Origin of the sequence: Lysinibacillus sp. NPDC095746 (genome assembly GCF_044763535.1) — a bacterium.
Taxonomy (GTDB): domain Bacteria; phylum Bacillota; class Bacilli; order Bacillales_A; family Planococcaceae; genus Lysinibacillus.
In genome coordinates this window covers 52,227-70,546 of the sequence record NZ_JBIWGL010000006.1, presented here as the reverse complement: position 1 = coordinate 70,546, position 18,320 = coordinate 52,227, and the positions used below count along the sequence as shown (strand labels likewise).

Sequence of the window (18,320 nt, the reverse complement as noted above, 5' to 3'; positions counted from 1 at the left end):
ATGCCTTCATTTACTTTACTCCACTAAAGGTTTCTTGGAATTTCGTCATAAATAGATCTGTTTCTTGCTCTTGTTCAACTAACTCTTCTTCAGGTAAAGGCGGCATTTCATCCATACTATTTAATCCAAAGTAGTTTAAAAATTCTTTTGTTGTACCATATAAGATTGCACGTCCTGTCCCTTCCGAGCGACCAACTTCCTTTATTAGCCCTCTAGAAACGAGCGTTTGAATTGGTCTTTCACATTTCACACCACGTAAATCTTCAATTGCTACACGTGTAATTGGTTGTTTATATGCGACAATAGCCAATACCTCAAGTGAGGCTTGCGATAATGATTGAGCAGTTGGATTTTCTACTAATCTTTGAATGGTATCTGCTAAATCAGATTTTGTTATTAGTTGATAAACTCCGGCCATTTCTTTTATAGTAACGCCTCTTGCTAAATCTTCTTCATAGGTTGCTTTCAATACTTCCATTGTTTGTACGACTAACTCTTCCGGTTCGCCTAAAAGTTGTGACAATTGTTTGATAGTTAAACCGTCGTCTCCAATAACAAATAATAAGGCTTCTATTCTACTCTGTAGCATCATTGTTTTCGTCATCATCCCATTCCTCCTTCTGTAATGTAACTGTTAATTCTTCAAAGTTACCGTCTTGCTCTACGATGACGACCTGACGTTTCATCAGTTCAAGAATAGATAAAAACGTCAGAATAAGCGTTGGCTTATCTTCATAGGGAAAAAGCTCGAAAAATGATGCACGTCCACCTGTAGTTCGTAATGAATCGACAACTGAACGCATTTGGTCTTTCACTGAGCGTTCTTGCCTCGCTACAGTTGTTTTTAGTGGTTTCTTTAATTTTTTTCGACGCATTAGTTTTTGAAAGGCTCCAAGCATATCATAGATGTTGACGTTCAAATCAAATAACGCCATTTGTTCATCTGATGCTAACTCTGATAAATCTGCTGGAGGCCGTGTAAATACCTGTGCACGATCTGTTTCAAGCTCTTGCAGGCTACTCGCTGCTTCTTTATATTTCTTATACTCTATTAAACGTTGCACCAGTTCTTCACGTGGGTCTGGGCCGTCGACTTCTAATTCGGCATCTTCAAGCTCACCTTCATGAATTGGCAAGAGCATACGACTTTTAATAGCTAATAATGTTGCAGCCATCACTAAATATTCACTAGCCTCATTTAACTCAAGTACTTGCATAGCATGTATATGGTCGATATATTGTTGAGTAATTTCAGCCATTGGGATATCATAAATATCAATTTCCAATCTGTGAATTAAATGCAATAATAAATCAAGAGGCCCTGAAAAGGCTTCTAATTTTACTTCATAAGACATTGTTTTACCACCCTGAGATTCTATGTTCTTTTAGTATAGTAGAAAGGAGTCCAAAATGCATCCACAGCATCACACTTTATTTATCGACTATTGTGCTTTTTTCAATGGAAATCAAGATTTTTTTGAATGCCATGAAGTCCTTGAGGAATACTGGAAGGATATTGCTCCAGGTGATAAAAAGCATCCTCTCGTTGGATACGTACAACTCGCAACAGGTTTATATCATTGGCGACGAGATAATTTTATTGGTGCTGCGCGAATTTTAGAAAAAGCACTTCATAATTTTCAACATAATAAAGGCCACATCTTTTTTGACGAAATTGATTACGAAATACTATTAACACAACTAACAGATTCACTTTCTGCTACCCAAAAGGGCAAGTCCTTTCAAGCATTTCAACTTCCTCTTTCAGCCATACTAGAGGAATTAGTTTTTACTCGCATACAGATTTTACCACCAAGTAATACTAACTATCTTCTTCATAAACATATGCTTCGAGATCGCTCACATATTCTTGCAGAGCGTCAAGAAAGCAAACAAAGAAAAAGCAGACGTCAATGATCGTCTGCTTCTTCATCGATACAATTTATACATTTTTGAACAATATAACGCGTTTCCTCTGTTGCACGCACACATTCATACTGGCCAAGGTCTGCCACTTCCTGTAGCATTTCCTTTGCAACACCTTCACCTCTATAAGAAGGGACAACGGAAACATGTTGAATCATAGCTATATTATTACTGTCTGTTACAAGTCCAACAATGCCTACATACTCATCGTTCTTTTTCCATAAATATAAAACCCAATTATCATCATTTTCATAGGAGTGGATTGTCTCTTTGAGCTTTTTTATGTCTTTTTCGTTAGGCATAAACGAGAGTAGCCCCATTGCTATTTTCTCGAAAGCTTTTTTATATCGAATTAACATATTTGTCTATTCCCTCATTTTCTAGCTGTACATAATCTTTGACTATCCTACACGATTTGTACTTTTACCGCAAGTCAATTTCTGTCTTACGAACCAGGTCCGAGAATACCTTTAGACGCCAATACCCAATAGACAACGCCCCACAACAAAATAAAAGTTGAAATGGACGCTAGTAATACCCATTTGTTTTTTCTCATATTTACTCACCCTTTTTTAACGTTAGCGGGAGATCGTTTTGAACAATATCTTCATAACTTTCGCGTCGAATTGCTAATTGATGCTTGCCATTTTCTACAAATACAACTGCTGGTCGTGGCACACGATTATAGTTACTCGCCATAGAATATCCATACGCACCAGTACAGAAGATTGCTAACACATCACCAGAAGCTGCTTCCTGAAGCTTAGCATCAATAATTAATTTATCGCCAGATTCACAAAGTTTACCAGCCACTGTATATGTTTCACTTTTCGATTCATTTGCTTTACTTGCAATGACCGCCTCGTACTTCGCATCATATAATGCTGGACGGATATTATCACTCATACCACCATCAACAGCAATATACTTACGAACATTAGGTACTGTTTTTTGTGAACCAATTGTATAAAGTGATGTTCCTGCATCGCCTACAAGTGAACGCCCTGGTTCAATCCAAATTTCCGGCATAGTTAGACCAAGTACAGTCGCTTTGTTTTTTACAACTGTAATCATATCCTCTACATATACTTGTGGCTCAAGCGGTGCATCTTCCTCAGTATAACGAATTCCGAAGCCCCCTCCTAAGTTTAACACAGTACATGTAAAATCGTGAGTTTTCTTCCAATCAGAAATCTTATCAATTAGTTTTTCTCCTGCTAAGCCAAAGCCCGCTGTATCAAAAATTTGTGAGCCGATATGGCAGTGTAATCCTAGAAGCTCTAAGTATTCATGGTTAAAAGTTTGTTGGAAAGCTTCATCTGCTTGACCATTATTTAAGTCGAAGCCAAATTTAGAATCCGCTTGACCTGTCGTAATAAAATCATGCGTATGTGCCTCAACACCTGGTGTGACACGTAGTAAAATACGCATTTTTTGTTGACGGCGCTCTGAGATTTCTTGTAAAAGTTGAATTTCATAGAAATTATCCACGACTATACAACCGATTTTCGAGTCAAAGGCTAATTCTAATTCCGCAATGCTCTTATTATTACCATGGAAATGAATGCGCTCTGCAGGGAAACCAGCTTTTAAAGCTGTAAATAATTCTCCACCAGAGACCACATCTAAAGATAGACTTTCTTCTGCCGCTAATTGGTACACAGCTACACATGCAAATGCTTTTGAAGCATAAGCTACTTCTGCTTTTACACCTAGTTTTTTAAACGTATCAATAAAGCCGCGTGCACGCTTCCGAATAAGCGCTGTATCATACACAAATAAAGGTGTACCATACTCTTTTGCAAGCTCTAATGTATCTACCTGTCCAATCGTTAAATGACCATCTTCAGAAATCGCTTGTGTTCCATAAAAATGCATGTGCATCTCTCCCTTTTCACATCGTTCCATCTTGTGATTTTTAGTAAGGATATAATCTTAGCCTACAATCCTTATTTACAGATGTAATGCTTCATTCAAGAAGGGTTCTAACAGTACACGGGAGCTAATATCACATATGCCTACACCTTGTCGTGGTGAACCTTTCGATGATTGAAGACAATTTTCGCAAAAATCACAAAATACTATATTGAACTTTATCATATGAAAAAAACGAGTGCAACGGCTCCTATGATCTTTTTCGCTGTGGAGAATCGACAACATATGGTCTCAATGCATCTGCAGTCATTGGGAAACGAACAAGTACGCGAAGCATCGCACTTGGGAAGAACGGAATAAGTGGCCATAAATATGGCGCTTGCATCGGACGTAATGAACATAAATACGTAAATAATATAAATAACCCGATAAATAACCCATTAACTCCCCATATGCCAGTCATTATTAACAACACTAATCTAAAGAGTTTAATGGAGATACCTAGCTCATATGTCGGAATAATAAAGGTTAGAATAGCTGAAACGGCTGTATATAACACTACTTCTGGTGAGAAAACCCCAACATCAATAGCAATCTGACCAATAATTACACCGGCAACTAACCCCATCGCAGTGGACAAAGGTGATGGGGTATGAATGGCGGCCATCCTCAAAAATTCTATCCCAACATCTCCAATTAATACTTGCAGTAAAAGTGGGATATGTGATTTTTTCTTTTCCCCTAAAAAGGATAACTCATCCGGTAAATGGATCCCGTGCGTTGCACATAAATACCACAAAGGCAATAATAATAAACCCATAATTGCTCCAAAATAGCGCATAAAACGGACGAAGGTTCCGACTGTTGGTGCCTGCCTATACTCCTCAGCATGTTGCAATAAATGAAAGGCCGTTGCTGGCACGATAATGACGGAAGGTGACGTATCGACAATAATGGCTATATGCCCCTCAAGTAAATGCGCCGCGGTAATATCTGGTCGTTCCGTATATCGTACAAAAGGAACTGGATGAAACTTCTGTTTAAACAGCCATTCCTCTAGTGATTTATCAGTCATCGTCAAGCCATCATGATTAATTTGTTCCATGCGCTGTCGTAATTTATCGAGCGTTTCATCACTCGCAATACCCTTTATAAACGCTAGCGCGACATCGGTTTGACCGATTTCGGATATTTTATGTAGCTCGAAACGTAAATTACTATTGCGAATTCTTCGGCGAATCAAAGCAGCATTTTGTGAAATACCTTCTACAAAGCCGTCCCTAGATCCACGAATAACCTTTTCATTATCAGGCTCCGCAGGGGTACGTCCTGGATAACTTCGAATCTCAGCAACATAGCCATAACCACTTTTCGTTATAAAGGCTACTTGTCCACTTAATATGGATAATAAAATGGCTTCACGCTCGGTTTCCTCTGAACGGCCTTGGTAATTGAAATAGGCTTCAAAATACTCCTTTTCATCCTCAATATCAATGTCCTCATCAGGCAGCATATTGGAGAGTAATTGTGTTAACACTATGCCATCCACAAGTCCGCTTATATATGCACAAAGAACCGGCAAATCTTTGACAAATACATGCTTAATACTAATGTCAAATGATTCGCCGTCACCAAATTGTTCTTTAAGAAAATTTTCGGCTTCTTCTAAGCTGTTAAAAAGTTTATCTTTTTCTGTCATGCTGTCACCATTTTCTTAGATGTCTTTTTTTACTTCTTCCTCTTCAACTGTGGCACTTGTAGCCATCCAATTTTTTAATTGGGCAAGAATTTTTTTCTCTAATCGCGATACTTGAACTTGAGATATCCCGAGCCTATTAGCAATTTCAGTTTGGGTACAATCTGAGAAATACCGTAAATAAATAATGGACTGCTCTCTAGGCTCAAGTCTTGTGAGTACCTCTTTTAGTGGTATATAGTCAAATGGCTGCTCAGATTTTTCGTCCTTCATCTGATCCATTAATGTAATAGAATCCCCTTCGCTCTCATACAATTGTTCATGCAAGGAAGCGGGATCTCTTAACGCATCGGAAGCCGTTACAATTTCCTCAGATGTGACGCCAAGAACCTGTGCTAATTCATGAATGGTTGGTGGATGCTCATTTTTTTTAATGAATTCATCAGTTGCATGACGAATTTTAAAATTAAGCTCACGAATAGATCGGCTAACCTTCACCATACCATCGTCCCTTAAAAAGCGCTGAATTTCTCCGATGATCATTGGTACAGCATATGTCGAAAATTTAACATCATACGTTAGATCGAATTTATCTACAGACTTCATGAGCCCTATGCAGCCAATTTGAAATAAATCCTCGAGCTCCACGCCCCTGCTTGTAAAACGTTGGACGATAGACCACACAAGCCTCGTATTCCCTTCAATCATTCGTTTACGAGCCTCATGATCGCCCTGCTGTGCACGTGCAATTAAATCTCGCATTTCTCCCTGTGACAATAGCTTATCGGACGACTGTTCTAGCGGCTTCACAATCGTAGCCTCACATTACCGGTGTGCGAACCGAGTAAAATTTCTTCGTAAACGTGACAGTTGTACCTTGTTGCCACTTAGACATTACTGTCAACTGATCTGAAAAACTATCCATAATAGTAAAGCCCATACCTGAACGTTCCATCGCACTTTTAGTCGTAAATAACGGCTCCATCGCTTGGCTTACATCCTCAATACCAATACCTTTATCCATAACAGACACAGTTACAATATCATCCTCACGTTTTGCATGAACTGTAACAACGCCCTTACCATCTTCATCATAACCGTGAATAATAGCATTAGAAACAGCCTCTGAGACAACCGTTTTAAATTCGGATAGCTCATCAATTGTTGGATCTAATTGTGCGATAAAACCTGTCACAGCTACTCGCGCTAAGGCTTCATTTTCACTAATTGCTAAAAAAGTTAATGTCATTTCGTTATCCATTTACAATCCCCCTAACTCGATCAATCGCTTCTTCCTCAGTTGCATCCATCATCCACTGCCCTAAACCTGAAAATTGAAACACTTTTCGCATTGTAGGCGATGGATTCAATAAAATTGTTCGTCCAGCGACTGCTTCTAACTCACGCATTCGACCAAGCACTAAACCTACTCCTGAACTATCCATAAAAGAAAGCCCCTCTAAGTTCCAAATGATAGTCGATACAGCGCCTTGAAAAATTGCTGTAGAAATTTTAGCTCGAATTTGCTCTACTGCATGGTGATCGAGCTCCCCAAATAAACGTATAACTACTGTCTCTCTTGTTACCATCTCTAATTGAAAATGCATGAACATCGCCTCCTCCTCGTGCAATTCCACATTTAATGCGGTGATTCCTTGCGACTGACAGAACTAGTGCAAAGTCTTCCGAAATAGTGGCAAATCGACATACTTATAGCTTTTTAGGTTAAATGCAGTATGGGATAAATCAACATTTTTTAAACGTGGCAACCATTTTTCACAAGAATTATTAAGATGATCAATTTTGCCTCGGCATAATTGCATCCCGATCGGCTTTGTGCTTATGCATGCAAATGTTTTTTTTGCGGAAGCGGGGCGGAGTGCTGTCGTAGTGGCAGCGGATGGTTTTTTTGCGGAAGCGAGCGACAGTGTAGTACTATCTTAGCAGCAGCAATAGATGGTTTTTGTGCTGAAGCGTAGCGACTGCGCAGCGAAGGCGCAGCGATAGCAACTGATGTGTTTGTGCGAAAGTGCAACGACAGTGCAGTGCTAACGGAGCCGCTGCAACAGATCTTTTTTGTGCGACAGCAGAGCGACAGCGCAGCGCTAACACGGCGGCTGCAACAGATCTTTTTTGTGCGACAGCGGCACTATGCAGTTCAATTAGCTGTTATCGCACGGATGCGATGATTTTAGGCTAACATCCTTTATTTAACTCCTTTAAGATTCCATGATATTCGCATGAGACTTTAACTTCTTGGATGTTTGGACACCTGCTGAAAGAAGTCAAAAGCAACAAAACTTTTTCTCTTCGTTCCGTCGCTTTGTCGGTTCTATCCACGGCTTTAGCTGTTCTATCCATTATTTTGTCAGTTCTATCCACGACTTTAGCTGTTCTATCCATTATTTTGTCAGTTCTATCCACGACTTTAGCTGTTCTATCCATCATTTTGTCGGTTCTACCCACGACTTTAGCAGTTCTACCGTCTCTCTGGCTTTTCTTTCCATCGCTCAGACCCTTCCTTCCGTCACTCCGACTCTTCTTTCCGTCGCTCTGGCCTTTCTTTCCGTCACTCTAACTCTTCTTTCCGTCGCTCAGACCATTCCTTCCGTCATCGACTTTTCTTTCCGTCGCCATGACCTCTTTACGTATCTCTAGCCTTTTTTTCCGTCACTCTGACTTTTCTTTCCATCGCTCAGACCCCTCCTTCCGTCACTCCGACTCTTCTTTCCATCGCCCAGACCCTTCATTCCGCCGCTTCAACTCTCCGCCGTTCCATAAAACAAAAAAAGCGAGAACCCCTTTTATAAAAGAGAGTTCTCGCTTCGTATTTTTTATGCAATTGTATAAGCGTTTAGTACTTTTTCGATTGTTTCCTCATCGATTTGACTGTTCGAATATAAATAAGCAATCGTTTCGCCAGTACGAACATGGTCGCCTTTTTTGGCCATCAATTGAATACCAGCATCATAATCAAGCTCAGATTCCTTAGTTAATCGACCTGCACCAAGACCAACACTAGCTTCGCCGATTAATAATGCATTAATCGTCCCTACAGTGCCTTCAGTAGGTGCTTTGATAGCTACTTTATTTGCTGTGTCTTTTTGCACGATATCTGCTAAATCGCCACCCTGTGCTACGATAAATTCTTCAAATTTTGAAGCTGCTGAACCATCCTCTAACACTCGTTTAACAGCAGCTGTTGCTTCAGTCTCATTTACACCTGCTGCAACTTGGTACATAAGCGAAGAAATAATAATACATTCCTCAAGCAGATCCTCATGCGTTTCGTCCATACGTCCACTTAATAAAGCAAATGCTTCTACTACTTCAAGCTTATTACCAATCATTTTACCTAGTGGATTATCCATATCACTAATATGTGCAACTACTTTACGGCCTAGCTTTTCACCGATGGCAGTCATCGTATCAGCTAAAACCTGTGCTTCTTCTTGTGTTTTCATAAATGCACCTGAGCCACATTTGACATCGAGTACAATGCCGTCTGCACCACTTGCTATTTTCTTACTCATGATAGATGCGGCAATTAGTGGAGTGGAATCGACAGTACCCGTCACATCTCGCAATGCATATAATTTTTTGTCAGCCGGTACAAGATTACCTGTTTGACCAGCCACTGCAATTTTATGTTTATTAACATTGTCGATAAATTCTTGTGATGAAAGCTCTGTTTTAACGCCACGAATTGATTCTAATTTATCGATTGTACCACCTGTAATGCCTAGACCCTTACCACTAAATTTCGCTACTGGAATATCTAATGCAGCAATTATTGGCGTAACAATTAGTGTGACTTTATCGCCTACACCGCCTGTCGAGTGTTTATCAATTTTAAAACCTTCAATAGATGATAAATCAATAATGTCTCCAGATTCTATCATTGCTTTTGTTAAATAAAATGTTTCATCATATGTCATACCTAATAAACGGATTGCCATTAGAAGGGAGCTTGCTTGATAATCAGGAATTACACCCGTAGTGTAACCCTCTACAAAATATTGAATTTCAGCCTGTGATAGCTCCTTGCCTTGCTTTTTCTTTTCAAATAGTTGTGCCATATTCATATCGAAAATCCCCCTTACTTCAGATTATTTAAGAAGCTTTTACCAAATTCCGGTGCTTCTACTTTGAAGTTTTCAGCAACCGTTGCAGCAATGTCTGCAAAAGTTTCACGTAGTGCTAGCTCACTACCACCATTAAAGCGTGGAGAATAGACAATTAACGGTACATATTCACGTGTATGATCTGTCCCATGGAATGTTGGATCATTACCGTGGTCCGCTGTAATGATTAGTAGATCATCTTCTGTCATTGCCTCCGTAATTTCAGGTATACGTGCATCAAATTCTTGGAGTGCGTTACCATAGCCTAGTGGGTCACGACGATGGCCAAAATTCGCATCAAAGTCCACTAAGTTTAAGAAGCTTATACCATGGAAATTACGACGTACTACCTCAGCAAACTTATCCATACCATCCTTATTATTTTTCGTACGTACTGCATCAGTAACACCTTCACCGTTGAAGATATCTGAAATTTTTCCGATGGCTATAACATCGAAACCTGCATCCTTTAAGACATTCATCGTTGTGCGACCAAATGGCTTTAACGCATAATCATGACGATTAGATGTACGCGTGAAGTTTCCTGGTGTACCAACAAATGGACGCGCAATAACACGGCCAACTAAATATTCAGGTTGTAATGTTAACTCACGAGCAATTTCACAAATTTTGTATAATTCCTCTAATGGAATAATTTCTTCATGTGCAGCAATTTGCAAAACAGGGTCAGCAGATGTATAGACAATAATTGCTCCTGTCTCCATATGCTCCTTGCCGAAGTCCTCGATTACTTGTGTTCCGCTTGCAGGTTTATTGCAAAGGACTTTGCGGCCTGTACGTTTTTCTAGCTCTGCAATAAGTTCAGCCGGGAATCCCTCTGGATATACTTTAAACGGTTTATCGATATTTAACCCCATAATTTCCCAATGGCCTGTCATCGTATCTTTACCAACAGATGCTTCTTGCATTTTTCCGTAATATGCTTTTGGTTTGTCGGTAGCTTGCATACCTTGTAATGGTTCAATATTTGCTAAGCCGAAAGACTCCATATGTGGCATTGTAAGCCCATTCATTTTTTCAGCGATATGCCCTAGAGTATGTGAACCTACATCTCCAAAATTTGCTGCGTCTGGAGCTTCACCAATTCCAACCGAGTCCAATACTACTACATGGATTTTTTTAAATGGTCTATTCATAATTTTGCCTCCTAATCTCATGTCTCTATTTTACCAAAAAACAGCGAAAAATAAAGGTCAGACCTCCGACTGATAAATTTCTCACTAAGCGCGTGGATGAAATTGTTTATAAACCTCTGACAGTCGGGACTTACTAATATGTGTATAAATTTGTGTTGTGGAAATATCAGCATGTCCAAGCATCTCTTGCACTGCTCGTAAATCCGCACCATTCTCCACTAAATGTGTTGCAAAGGAGTGACGTAATGTATGTGGCGTTAATTCATGTTGAATGCCTGCTTTTAAAGCATGCTCCTTCATTAATTTCCAACAACCTTGCCTTGTTAAACGTTTTCCTCTTTGATTAATAAAAAAAGCTTCTGTTTTTGGAGATTTCCCTTGTAATTGACTTCGTGCGCCATCTAAATAAGTGCTTAATGCAGAAAGAGCGCTTTTTCCAAGGGGAATGATACGCTCCTTGCCTCCCTTACCAAAAACGCGCACGAAGCCCATTGTTAAGTGAATATCTGCTAAATCCAATGCAATCAGCTCACTAATGCGCATCCCTGACCCATATAATAGCTCTAGCATTGCCACATCGCGAATGCCCTGCGGTTTGCTGCGATTTGGTGCCATTAATAGTGCTTCTATTTCTTCTAGAGAGAGGACATTTGGTAGCTTTTGCTCAATAGTCGGCATTTCTAAATGGACTGTCGGATCTGTTTCTGCTCGCTTTTCTCGGAGTAAAAATTGATGGAAACTGCGAATGGAGGAAATATGGCGGGCAACAGTACGACTTGTCTTTCCTTGCATACGCAACTGCTCTAAATGACGCAAAATGGTCGTTCTTTCCACTTTACGAAAATTAGACATCCCCTCCACTTCCCGTAAAAAATTCACGTAATTTTCTAAATCTCGGCGATAGGATGCTAATGTATTATCAGATAATTGTCGTTCTACTTGGATAAAATGGATATAATCCTCTATTGCATATTGAAATTCATTCATCACAGCGCCCCCTTAACAATCTATTATCTTTCATATTAACATGTTCAATAAACCAAATGCTTTCTCTACAAAAAAAAACCTCCCTTCACTTCAAAACATTAGGAGGCAGTATATTTATTTTTCAATTGATACGGTTGCAAAAACACCAAACAGAAGATGGCACTTGGTCCTACCAGTGCAGTTATCAAATGATACATTACAGATTACAAAAAACAATAAAAAAAGATGTCCCAAAAAGTCATAAATCTTTTTGGAACATCTTTTTTACTTTTCTTCTGATACCTCGTCGTTTTTATCATGACAGCGCCAGCAAATGCCGTGGAAAGTTAGTCGGTGATCCTTTATGATAAAGTTCCAACGTTTTTCAACAACGGCTTCCACATCTTCAAGTAAATCTTCCTGAATTTCATCAACCGCACCACATTCGATACAAACTAGATGATGGTGGAAATGCGCAGCTCCCTCTTGGCGTAGATCATAGCGCGAAACGCCATCGCCAAAGTTGATTTTGTCGACAATTTTGAGCTCAGTTAGTAATTCTAACGTTCTATAGACAGTCGCAAGACCAATTTCCGGTGCCTTTTCTTTTACTAAAAGGTAAACATCTTCTGCACTTAGGTGATCTTCCTCATGCTCAAGCAGTACAGCAACTGTTGCTTCTCGCTGCGGCGTCAGCTTATAACTAGCACTATGCAACTGTTTTTTTATACGATCAATTCGGCTCTCCATGTGACGCCCCCCTAAACTCATTCCATTATACCAAAGGAGTAAATCCTATTACAAGATAATGAATAGATTTCGAATATGCTTTTGTATGTTTTTACCTAATGCTAAATTTCTATAGCTCATCACCATAACATGTGGTTGATTTCCATTTTGACTGGGCGCTTTCTTGGGGGCGTCCAGTCTTCACTCCAATCAACGTTTTAACAAATGCCATCCACAACCTTTGGTGATGAGCCATTTTCATGTTGTATTTATCAATTTAATACATAAGAAATAACAATAAACTCTGCAACTATTATGATGAAAAATGCGATAAAATTCAACAAAATTGTCCGACCATGTATCATTTTCCCGATTTTTCTCTTTGACCATGCTGGTACAAGTAAATTGCATAGGTTTAGCAACAATATACAATAGATGAGTTGAAATGGAAACCACCAAATCGTATAAACCCAGAAAGCTTCAAGCTTCTGTAATAAAAAAACGGAGCTAAAGCCAAAAAAGGTAGCACGTATCGCCACTGTTACACGTACTAATACCTTCAGGACACTATGTGTTGCAAGCAATAGTACAAACGCTATTGAAACAGCAACAGGCAACACTAAACGAAATAGAGAATGCCTGTCCCCATTTGTTAATCGAGGCTCTATAAATGAAATAAAAGGCTCTGCATTCGGCCCACCAATAATATGAAAAAAGATAACGCCACAAACAAAACTCACAGCAATAATGGAAGCGTGATAAAATATAGACACCGTACGAGACATAAACATGCTCCTTTTCTATCAAGGTTTGTACAGCTTATGCTCGTCCGCTTCTATTATGCTAAAGATATTTTCTTATTGTGCCGCGAGCCAAAGAACTGCAAACGCTGTCTTGGCGTCGTATATACGCTCATCTGCAACCATTTGCCCCGCTTCTTCCAACGAAACTTCTAATAGTTCGACAAATTCATCCTCATCTAGTTCTGCTTTGTTTTCAATTTTATATAAATCCTTTGCCACAAATAGATGGATGATCTCATCTGCGAAGCCTGGGGATGTTGCAAACGCTTGTAAATAAGTGAAGCTTTGTGCACCGTAGCCCGTTTCTTCCTCTAATTCGCGGCGCGCGGTCACAATCGGCTCCTCACCAGGTTCTAGCTTACCAGCTGGAATTTCAATAATGGAACGCTCTAAAGCTTTGCGATATTGCTCTACTAATACTAATTTACCTTCATCGGTAACAGCTATAACTGCAACTGCACCTGGATGCTTAATAATCTCCCTTTTTGCAACATTACCATTCGGTAAAGTGACATCATCAACCTGTAGTTTTACAATTTTCCCGTCATAAATGGGTGTAGTCTTTGTCGTTTTTTCCTCAAACTTTTTCATTGACATAACCTCGCTTGTTCTTCAGATATGTTCATTGTACCATTACAAGTAGAGAAATCGAAGGAGGGCATTGGCATGAAAAAAAGACAGCTTGGCTCAAGCGAATTGTTTATTTCAGAAATTAGTTTAGGGGGCATGTCTCTTTCGACAGATAAGAAAAAGGCTGCTGAAATCGTTGCTATGGCACTAGATGCTGGCATTAATTACATCGATACAGCCGATTTATATGATTTTGGATCAAATGAAGAAATAATTGGCGCTATTTTAGGAAAACGCCGTCAGGATGTTATCGTCGCTACGAAAGTTGGGAATCGATGGACAGAAGGTGTAGAAAGCTGGCATTGGGATGCCTCTCCGTCTTATATAAAGGAAGCTCTACACGCTAGCTTAAAACGACTAGGAACTGACTATATTGATGTTTATCAATTACATGGTGGGACGATTGAGGACGATTGGGATGGCATTATCGACACTTTTGAAGAGTTGAAAAAGAATGGATTGATTCGAGAATATGGCATTTCCTCTATTCGACCAAATGTACTAAAGCGTTTTTTACCAGCAAGCTCTGCAAAAAGTGTCATGATGCAATACAGCGCTTTAGACCGTCGACCAGAAGAATGGCTCGACTTTATTGCAAGTGAAGGGGCTTCTGTTGTAACACGCGGGACAGTTGCAAAAGGTTTACTAACAAATAGCTGGAAAGAACGTCTACAGCGTGTCAACCGCCTTAACACATATACAGCAGACGAATTAGCAGCAGTATTAACAAGCTTATCTTCACATTATAACGATTTACATGCACTAGCTATCGCCTTTAATCTAAAGGAACCTACAATAGCCTCGACAGTGATTGGTGCAAGCTCACAGGAACAGCTGGCGCAAACACTCGCTGCCTATGAAAAAATGGCTTCAATCGCAGATTTTAAAGCGGCAAATGAGTTAACAAAAGCCGATCAATATATGGAGCACCGATGAAAAAATGGCTTATCTTATTAGCGTTTTTAGTAATACTTGTGATTTCTTCTAGTATGACCTATGAACAACAGTCTATTATTCCTGAATTGGAGCAAGTATTAGCAAATAAACCGTTTGAAAAGCAATTATCCGTTTTAAAAATTCCTTATTGGGACACAGTTGTTTCTGTTGAAGAACGTGGTTACTTTAAGTTTGTAGAATTTTTAATTCGGAAATTAACACATTTTGTTGGATTCGGCTGCATTGCACTTGGCATTTACTTTGCATGGGGAAAACGTCAGTTCGCCGCAGGAGTCGCTATTGCTGGGACAGCTCTTATCGCAACGCTTGATGAAATGCGTCAAAGCTTTACACCAGAACGTACGATGAGCGGACAGGATGTTATGTTGGATACAGCTGGCGCGATTGTTTTTGTTGGGATTGTCGTGTTGGTGAGGAAGATTCATTGTAAAATTAAAGACAAGTAAATGTATGATAATGCAGTCCTATCAATAGAGTCATGTCCTATTAAACCATCACATATATAGTGGTGTACTTTTTGTTTGTAAATGACCACATTAATTAATGGAAATTTATACAAAACTAAGAGGAAAGCTGATTTAATCAGCATTAGTTTATTTAAAACAGAGAAACACCATAATAAATGTTTCTCTGTACAATTGGTGTGGACCAACTAGTGTTACATCCGGTCAAATTCACGCGGCATAGCTTCTATCCCCCGTTTGCTCAATAAGAAAAGCTCCCTTGACTTCGGTAGCTTAATGTTAAACGCTTGCACCTCGTTAGTTTAATAAGAGGATCTGTGAATTCTATCTGTGTCTGTGTCTATCACAAAATCAACTTCAATTTCGCTATCATAAGGAATAAGTTCAAAATTATGAAGCCTGCAAAATAATTTAGGAAAGTCCCTTATTTCATCAGTTAATTCTTTTGCTAACAGATACTTGTAATTTAATTGCTGTTTAGAACACTTTTTACCTATAACTAATGCTTGATGAAAATAACCATCTATTTCAATAATCAACACTCAACACTTCTGTTTGCTAAACAGAAAATTTAGCTTAAATTTCAACCTAAGTATAACTGATACTCTTGTAAAACTCACCTGCGCCATTCGTTCTTCAAGCAAAGATCCTTGTTACAATTTCTTGTAATTGCCCCAAACCTCAGGTCTTTGGCGGAAGTTGTAGTAATGTAAGAATCAATCGTAAATTACATTTTGTCCTTGTTCACTTAATTTTTTTAAAGATGCAAGCATATGATTTATTTCTTCATCAGAATGTCTTTCCCACGAACTTAATTCAGCGATTATTTTCAAAGGTGATTTAGACCTATAAGAACGTGTTGGATTTCCAGGAAATCGTTTGTCAGTTAAGTTCGGATCATTTTCAAAATCACCTAATGGCTCTACAAGATAAATTCTCTCTTTTGATGTAGATCTTGCTAATTCAGCACCCCATTTCGCCGCGTCTAATGTTGCAGTAAAATATATATAGTTAGATTTTTTATCCTGATAATTGGATAAGCGCAAAGGTTCAAGCAGGTCACCGATTTTCAGTTCTGCTTTAGTACCATGAAAGAACGGACCTGGATCCAAGATATTTTTTTGGTCATTCATTTAAACGCACCCCTTATACTTTTTTGACTTGCGTATAACAGTATAAGGTAAGGAAAGGGTGAAAAAGTAGTCTATAAATAATTATCAGATGGGGTTATAATATAAGTAGAAAACGAAAATGATGCCGATAAATCTAAGAATCTTTCCGATAAAATATAAAATTGTTCCGATAAATCTCGAAATCTTTCCGATAAAACATAAAAAACAGTGAACCCTCATTTGGATTCACTGTTTCTCTTTAGAATTTTGAGCCTTTATCGCCGTATTCGTTTAGTAGTTCTTCAAACGATTTGTTTTTTTCGCGTTGTTTGCGCTCAAAGGCAAGTTTTGCTTGGCGCTCTTCTTCTGCGGCTTGTTCTTTCGCTGTTAAATCTTGCTTTGCCGCTTTTAGTTTGGCTAGCACGTCACCGCCTAGTTGATCGGCTAATGTCACTGCCTCCTGCTTTGGTAGACTAGCTGTTACACTACTATCTACGCGTTGCTGCTGTTTTCGTTTTTTTCCCATTGCATTTCACCTTCTCATTCACTTCAAGGGCGCTTGACAACTGTTGCCACGCCTTGTCCACCACCGATACATAGTGTTGCGAGACCTGTTTTTGCATCACGCTTTTCCATCTCGTGTAAAAGCGTTACTAAAATACGTGCTCCACTTGCACCTATTGGGTGACCAAGAGCAATTGCGCCCCCGTTCACATTTAGTTTATCATGATTAAAGCCTAGTTCGCGATCTACAGCGATAGATTGAGCTGCAAAAGCTTCATTTGCCTCAATTAAATCTATATTGTCTAACGTCATATCAGCTTTTGCCAACACTTTCTTTACGGCCGTTACAGGGCCAGTTCCCATAATAGCTGGATCAACACCCGCACTTGCATTCGCTGTAATTAATGCGATTGGTCGAATACCTAATTCGTCCGCTTTTTCTTTCGACATAATAACGACCGCGGCTGCACCATCGTTAATGCCCGATGCGTTTGCTGCTGTTACAGAGCCATCCTTTTTAAAGGCAGGTCGTAGTTTTGATAGCGACTCAGCTGTAACGCCTTGACGTGGGAATTCATCTTTATCAAAAATAAGAGGATCTCCCTTGCGCTGAGGAATTTCCACCGCTACGATTTCTTCGTTAAACTTCCCTGCTGCCATTGCCGCTTCTGCACGCTGTTGTGAACGTGCCGCAAAGGCATCTTGTTCTTCTCGAGATATCTCATAGGTATCACATAAATTTTCAGCGGTAACGCCCATATGATAGTCATTGAAGGCACACCATAATCCGTCATGAATCATCGTATCGATTACTTTTTGATCCCCCATACGGAAGCCTTCTCGTGCATTTTTTAAGACATATGGTGCCTGGCTCATATTTTCAAAGCCACCTGCAACGACAATATCCGCGTCACCTGCTAAAATGGCTTGTGTCGCTAAATGAACCGCTTTTAGTCCTGAGCCACAAACTTTATTAATCGTTAATGCAGATACTTCATGTGGTAAGCCTGCTGCAATCGCGGCTTGACGAGCAGGATTTTGCCCGAGTCCAGCCGATAAGACATTCCCCATAATGACCTCGTCAACTTGTTCACCTGCTACACCAGCACGTGCTAATGCATCTTTAATAACAATACTCCCTAATTTTGTTGCTGGTACGTCCTTTAATGTTCCTTGGAATGCACCAATAGCTGTACGTACAGCACTTACTATGACTACCTCTTTCGTCATAAACATTCTCCCCTTTTCCCCGTTCAAAAATGAACACTGCATGCATATGCTACTAGCAGATATATCTATTTTAACAAATATTTTGACGATTTTCGATAACAGAAATAATCGCAGTTTTGCTAAAGATAATGTAAAATGTTGACGTGT

General features: G+C 39.4%; 22 protein-coding genes. 4 read left to right on the top strand and 18 right to left on the bottom strand.

Annotated features, from left to right (window positions below):
• Positions 1 to 10: 10 nt before the first annotated feature.
• Both scpB and ACIQ7N_RS06365 read right to left on the bottom strand, forming a co-directional pair.
• Positions 11 to 604, bottom strand: coding sequence for an SMC-Scp complex subunit ScpB (gene scpB, locus ACIQ7N_RS06370; RefSeq protein WP_402931082.1), 594 nt, complete (start codon positions 602 to 604; stop codon positions 11 to 13).
• Positions 576 to 1,355, bottom strand: a complete 780-nt coding sequence (locus ACIQ7N_RS06365) for a segregation/condensation protein A (RefSeq protein WP_132363143.1) — start codon at positions 1,353 to 1,355, stop codon at positions 576 to 578. The genes scpB and ACIQ7N_RS06365 overlap by 29 nt, the downstream gene beginning before the upstream one ends.
• Positions 1,356 to 1,410: 55 nt before the next feature.
• Between ACIQ7N_RS06365 and ACIQ7N_RS06360 the strand changes: the two genes are divergently transcribed.
• Positions 1,411 to 1,917 carry a DUF309 domain-containing protein gene (locus tag ACIQ7N_RS06360; RefSeq protein WP_248718322.1) on the top strand — a complete coding sequence of 169 codons (507 nt, stop codon included), beginning with the start codon at positions 1,411 to 1,413 and terminating at the stop codon, positions 1,915 to 1,917.
• Here ACIQ7N_RS06360 and ACIQ7N_RS06355 read toward each other — a convergent pair.
• From ACIQ7N_RS06355 to spoIIAA, 6 genes are all read right to left on the bottom strand, one after another.
• Positions 1,911 to 2,285: a GNAT family N-acetyltransferase gene (locus tag ACIQ7N_RS06355; RefSeq protein ID WP_402930937.1), complete on the bottom strand. Its 375-nt coding sequence runs from the start codon at positions 2,283 to 2,285 to the stop codon at positions 1,911 to 1,913. The two genes, ACIQ7N_RS06360 and ACIQ7N_RS06355, sit on opposite strands and share 7 nt — an antisense overlap.
• 199 nt (positions 2,286 to 2,484) lie before the next feature.
• Complete coding sequence (gene lysA, locus ACIQ7N_RS06350; protein WP_132363149.1) at positions 2,485 to 3,804, bottom strand: diaminopimelate decarboxylase; 1,320 nt, start codon at positions 3,802 to 3,804, stop codon at positions 2,485 to 2,487.
• Positions 3,805 to 4,051: 247 nt separating this feature from the next.
• Positions 4,052 to 5,500 carry a spore germination protein gene (locus tag ACIQ7N_RS06345; RefSeq protein ID WP_402930935.1) on the bottom strand — a complete coding sequence of 483 codons (1,449 nt, stop codon included), beginning with the start codon at positions 5,498 to 5,500 and terminating at the stop codon, positions 4,052 to 4,054.
• A 15-nt stretch (positions 5,501 to 5,515) separates the two neighbouring features.
• Positions 5,516 to 6,307: an RNA polymerase sporulation sigma factor SigF gene (sigF, locus tag ACIQ7N_RS06340; protein WP_053483127.1), complete on the bottom strand. Its 792-nt coding sequence runs from the start codon at positions 6,305 to 6,307 to the stop codon at positions 5,516 to 5,518.
• A 10-nt stretch (positions 6,308 to 6,317) separates the two neighbouring features.
• Positions 6,318 to 6,758: an anti-sigma F factor gene (gene spoIIAB / locus ACIQ7N_RS06335; protein ID WP_132363153.1), complete on the bottom strand. Its 441-nt coding sequence runs from the start codon at positions 6,756 to 6,758 to the stop codon at positions 6,318 to 6,320.
• A complete protein-coding gene (gene spoIIAA / locus ACIQ7N_RS06330) occupies positions 6,751 to 7,104 on the bottom strand; it encodes an anti-sigma F factor antagonist (RefSeq protein WP_132363155.1) in 354 nt (117 codons plus the stop codon). Before spoIIAA ends, spoIIAB begins: the two co-directional genes overlap by 8 nt.
• A 649-nt stretch (positions 7,105 to 7,753) precedes the next feature.
• On the opposite strand from spoIIAA, the gene ACIQ7N_RS06325 reads away from it, so the two are divergent.
• Complete coding sequence (locus ACIQ7N_RS06325) at positions 7,754 to 8,155, top strand: hypothetical protein (RefSeq protein WP_402930934.1); 402 nt, start codon at positions 7,754 to 7,756, stop codon at positions 8,153 to 8,155.
• Between the two features lie 176 nt (positions 8,156 to 8,331).
• Here ACIQ7N_RS06325 and ACIQ7N_RS06320 read toward each other — a convergent pair whose 3' ends face one another.
• The 6 genes from ACIQ7N_RS06320 to ACIQ7N_RS06295 all read right to left on the bottom strand — a co-directional run bounded on the left by ACIQ7N_RS06320 (position 8,332) and on the right by ACIQ7N_RS06295 (position 13,867).
• Positions 8,332 to 9,582 (bottom strand): thymidine phosphorylase, encoded by a 1,251-nt coding sequence (locus tag ACIQ7N_RS06320; protein WP_132363157.1) that lies wholly within the window; start codon positions 9,580 to 9,582, stop codon positions 8,332 to 8,334.
• Positions 9,583 to 9,596: 14 nt separating this feature from the next.
• A complete protein-coding gene (gene deoB, locus ACIQ7N_RS06315; protein WP_402930932.1) occupies positions 9,597 to 10,778 on the bottom strand; it encodes a phosphopentomutase in 1,182 nt (393 codons plus the stop codon).
• Positions 10,779 to 10,862: 84 nt separating this feature from the next.
• Positions 10,863 to 11,765 carry a site-specific tyrosine recombinase XerD gene (gene xerD / locus ACIQ7N_RS06310; RefSeq protein WP_132363161.1) on the bottom strand — a complete coding sequence of 301 codons (903 nt, stop codon included), beginning with the start codon at positions 11,763 to 11,765 and terminating at the stop codon, positions 10,863 to 10,865.
• A gap of 264 nt (positions 11,766 to 12,029) precedes the next feature.
• Complete coding sequence (gene fur, locus ACIQ7N_RS06305; protein ID WP_132363163.1) at positions 12,030 to 12,494, bottom strand: ferric iron uptake transcriptional regulator; 465 nt, start codon at positions 12,492 to 12,494, stop codon at positions 12,030 to 12,032.
• 251 nt (positions 12,495 to 12,745) lie between these two features.
• Positions 12,746 to 13,258 carry a hypothetical protein gene (locus ACIQ7N_RS06300; RefSeq protein WP_132363165.1) on the bottom strand — a complete coding sequence of 171 codons (513 nt, stop codon included), beginning with the start codon at positions 13,256 to 13,258 and terminating at the stop codon, positions 12,746 to 12,748.
• A 72-nt stretch (positions 13,259 to 13,330) separates the two neighbouring features.
• Complete coding sequence (locus ACIQ7N_RS06295) at positions 13,331 to 13,867, bottom strand: NUDIX domain-containing protein (RefSeq protein WP_132363167.1); 537 nt, start codon at positions 13,865 to 13,867, stop codon at positions 13,331 to 13,333.
• Positions 13,868 to 13,942: 75 nt separating this feature from the next.
• Between ACIQ7N_RS06295 and ACIQ7N_RS06290 the strand changes: the two genes are divergently transcribed.
• Positions 13,943 to 14,842: an aldo/keto reductase gene (locus ACIQ7N_RS06290; protein ID WP_402930930.1), complete on the top strand. Its 900-nt coding sequence runs from the start codon at positions 13,943 to 13,945 to the stop codon at positions 14,840 to 14,842.
• Entirely contained in the window at positions 14,839 to 15,309 is a 471-nt protein-coding gene (locus ACIQ7N_RS06285; protein ID WP_402930929.1) for a VanZ family protein, read from the top strand. The genes ACIQ7N_RS06290 and ACIQ7N_RS06285 overlap by 4 nt, the downstream gene beginning before the upstream one ends.
• Positions 15,310 to 15,629: 320 nt before the next feature.
• Here the strand turns inward: ACIQ7N_RS06285 and ACIQ7N_RS06280 are convergent, their stop codons facing one another.
• The 4 genes from ACIQ7N_RS06280 to ACIQ7N_RS06265 all read right to left on the bottom strand — a co-directional run bounded on the left by ACIQ7N_RS06280 (position 15,630) and on the right by ACIQ7N_RS06265 (position 18,173).
• Entirely contained in the window at positions 15,630 to 15,869 is a 240-nt protein-coding gene (locus ACIQ7N_RS06280) for a hypothetical protein (protein WP_402930927.1), read from the bottom strand.
• A 174-nt stretch (positions 15,870 to 16,043) separates the two neighbouring features.
• On the bottom strand, positions 16,044 to 16,460 hold the full coding sequence (gene arr / locus ACIQ7N_RS06275) for an NAD(+)--rifampin ADP-ribosyltransferase (RefSeq protein WP_402930925.1): 417 nt from the start codon (positions 16,458 to 16,460) through the stop codon (positions 16,044 to 16,046).
• A 238-nt stretch (positions 16,461 to 16,698) separates the two neighbouring features.
• Entirely contained in the window at positions 16,699 to 16,965 is a 267-nt protein-coding gene (locus tag ACIQ7N_RS06270) for a YqkE family protein (RefSeq protein WP_132363177.1), read from the bottom strand.
• Between the two features lie 23 nt (positions 16,966 to 16,988).
• Complete coding sequence (locus tag ACIQ7N_RS06265) at positions 16,989 to 18,173, bottom strand: acetyl-CoA C-acetyltransferase (RefSeq protein ID WP_402930923.1); 1,185 nt, start codon at positions 18,171 to 18,173, stop codon at positions 16,989 to 16,991.
• Between the last annotated feature and the right edge of the window lie 147 nt (positions 18,174 to 18,320).

Excerpts from the sequence above, each read along its gene's own strand:
- lysA (WP_132363149.1), bottom strand. The coding sequence starts at position 3,804 with ATGCATTTTTATGGAACACAAGCGATTTCTGAAGATGGTCATTTAACG.
- ACIQ7N_RS06265 (WP_402930923.1), bottom strand. The coding sequence starts at position 18,173 with ATGACGAAAGAGGTAGTCATAGTAAGTGCTGTACGTACAGCTATTGGT.
- ACIQ7N_RS06345 (WP_402930935.1), bottom strand. The coding sequence starts at position 5,500 with ATGACAGAAAAAGATAAACTTTTTAACAGCTTAGAAGAAGCCGAAAAT.
- ACIQ7N_RS06320 (WP_132363157.1), bottom strand. The coding sequence starts at position 9,582 with ATGAATATGGCACAACTATTTGAAAAGAAAAAGCAAGGCAAGGAGCTA.
- spoIIAB (WP_132363153.1), bottom strand. The coding sequence starts at position 6,758 with ATGGATAACGAAATGACATTAACTTTTTTAGCAATTAGTGAAAATGAA.
- ACIQ7N_RS06285 (WP_402930929.1), top strand. The coding sequence starts at position 14,839 with ATGAAAAAATGGCTTATCTTATTAGCGTTTTTAGTAATACTTGTGATT.
- xerD (WP_132363161.1), bottom strand. The coding sequence starts at position 11,765 with ATGAATGAATTTCAATATGCAATAGAGGATTATATCCATTTTATCCAA.
- ACIQ7N_RS06270 (WP_132363177.1), bottom strand. The coding sequence starts at position 16,965 with ATGGGAAAAAAACGAAAACAGCAGCAACGCGTAGATAGTAGTGTAACA.
- ACIQ7N_RS06360 (WP_248718322.1), top strand. The coding sequence starts at position 1,411 with ATGCATCCACAGCATCACACTTTATTTATCGACTATTGTGCTTTTTTC.
- ACIQ7N_RS06355 (WP_402930937.1), bottom strand. The coding sequence starts at position 2,285 with ATGTTAATTCGATATAAAAAAGCTTTCGAGAAAATAGCAATGGGGCTA.
- fur (WP_132363163.1), bottom strand. The coding sequence starts at position 12,494 with ATGGAGAGCCGAATTGATCGTATAAAAAAACAGTTGCATAGTGCTAGT.
- ACIQ7N_RS06300 (WP_132363165.1), bottom strand. The coding sequence starts at position 13,258 with ATGTCTCGTACGGTGTCTATATTTTATCACGCTTCCATTATTGCTGTG.
- ACIQ7N_RS06365 (WP_132363143.1), bottom strand. The coding sequence starts at position 1,355 with ATGTCTTATGAAGTAAAATTAGAAGCCTTTTCAGGGCCTCTTGATTTA.
- scpB (WP_402931082.1), bottom strand. The coding sequence starts at position 604 with ATGACGAAAACAATGATGCTACAGAGTAGAATAGAAGCCTTATTATTT.
- arr (WP_402930925.1), bottom strand. The coding sequence starts at position 16,460 with ATGAATGACCAAAAAAATATCTTGGATCCAGGTCCGTTCTTTCATGGT.
- deoB (WP_402930932.1), bottom strand. The coding sequence starts at position 10,778 with ATGAATAGACCATTTAAAAAAATCCATGTAGTAGTATTGGACTCGGTT.
- ACIQ7N_RS06290 (WP_402930930.1), top strand. The coding sequence starts at position 13,943 with ATGAAAAAAAGACAGCTTGGCTCAAGCGAATTGTTTATTTCAGAAATT.
- ACIQ7N_RS06295 (WP_132363167.1), bottom strand. The coding sequence starts at position 13,867 with ATGAAAAAGTTTGAGGAAAAAACGACAAAGACTACACCCATTTATGAC.
- spoIIAA (WP_132363155.1), bottom strand. The coding sequence starts at position 7,104 with ATGCATTTTCAATTAGAGATGGTAACAAGAGAGACAGTAGTTATACGT.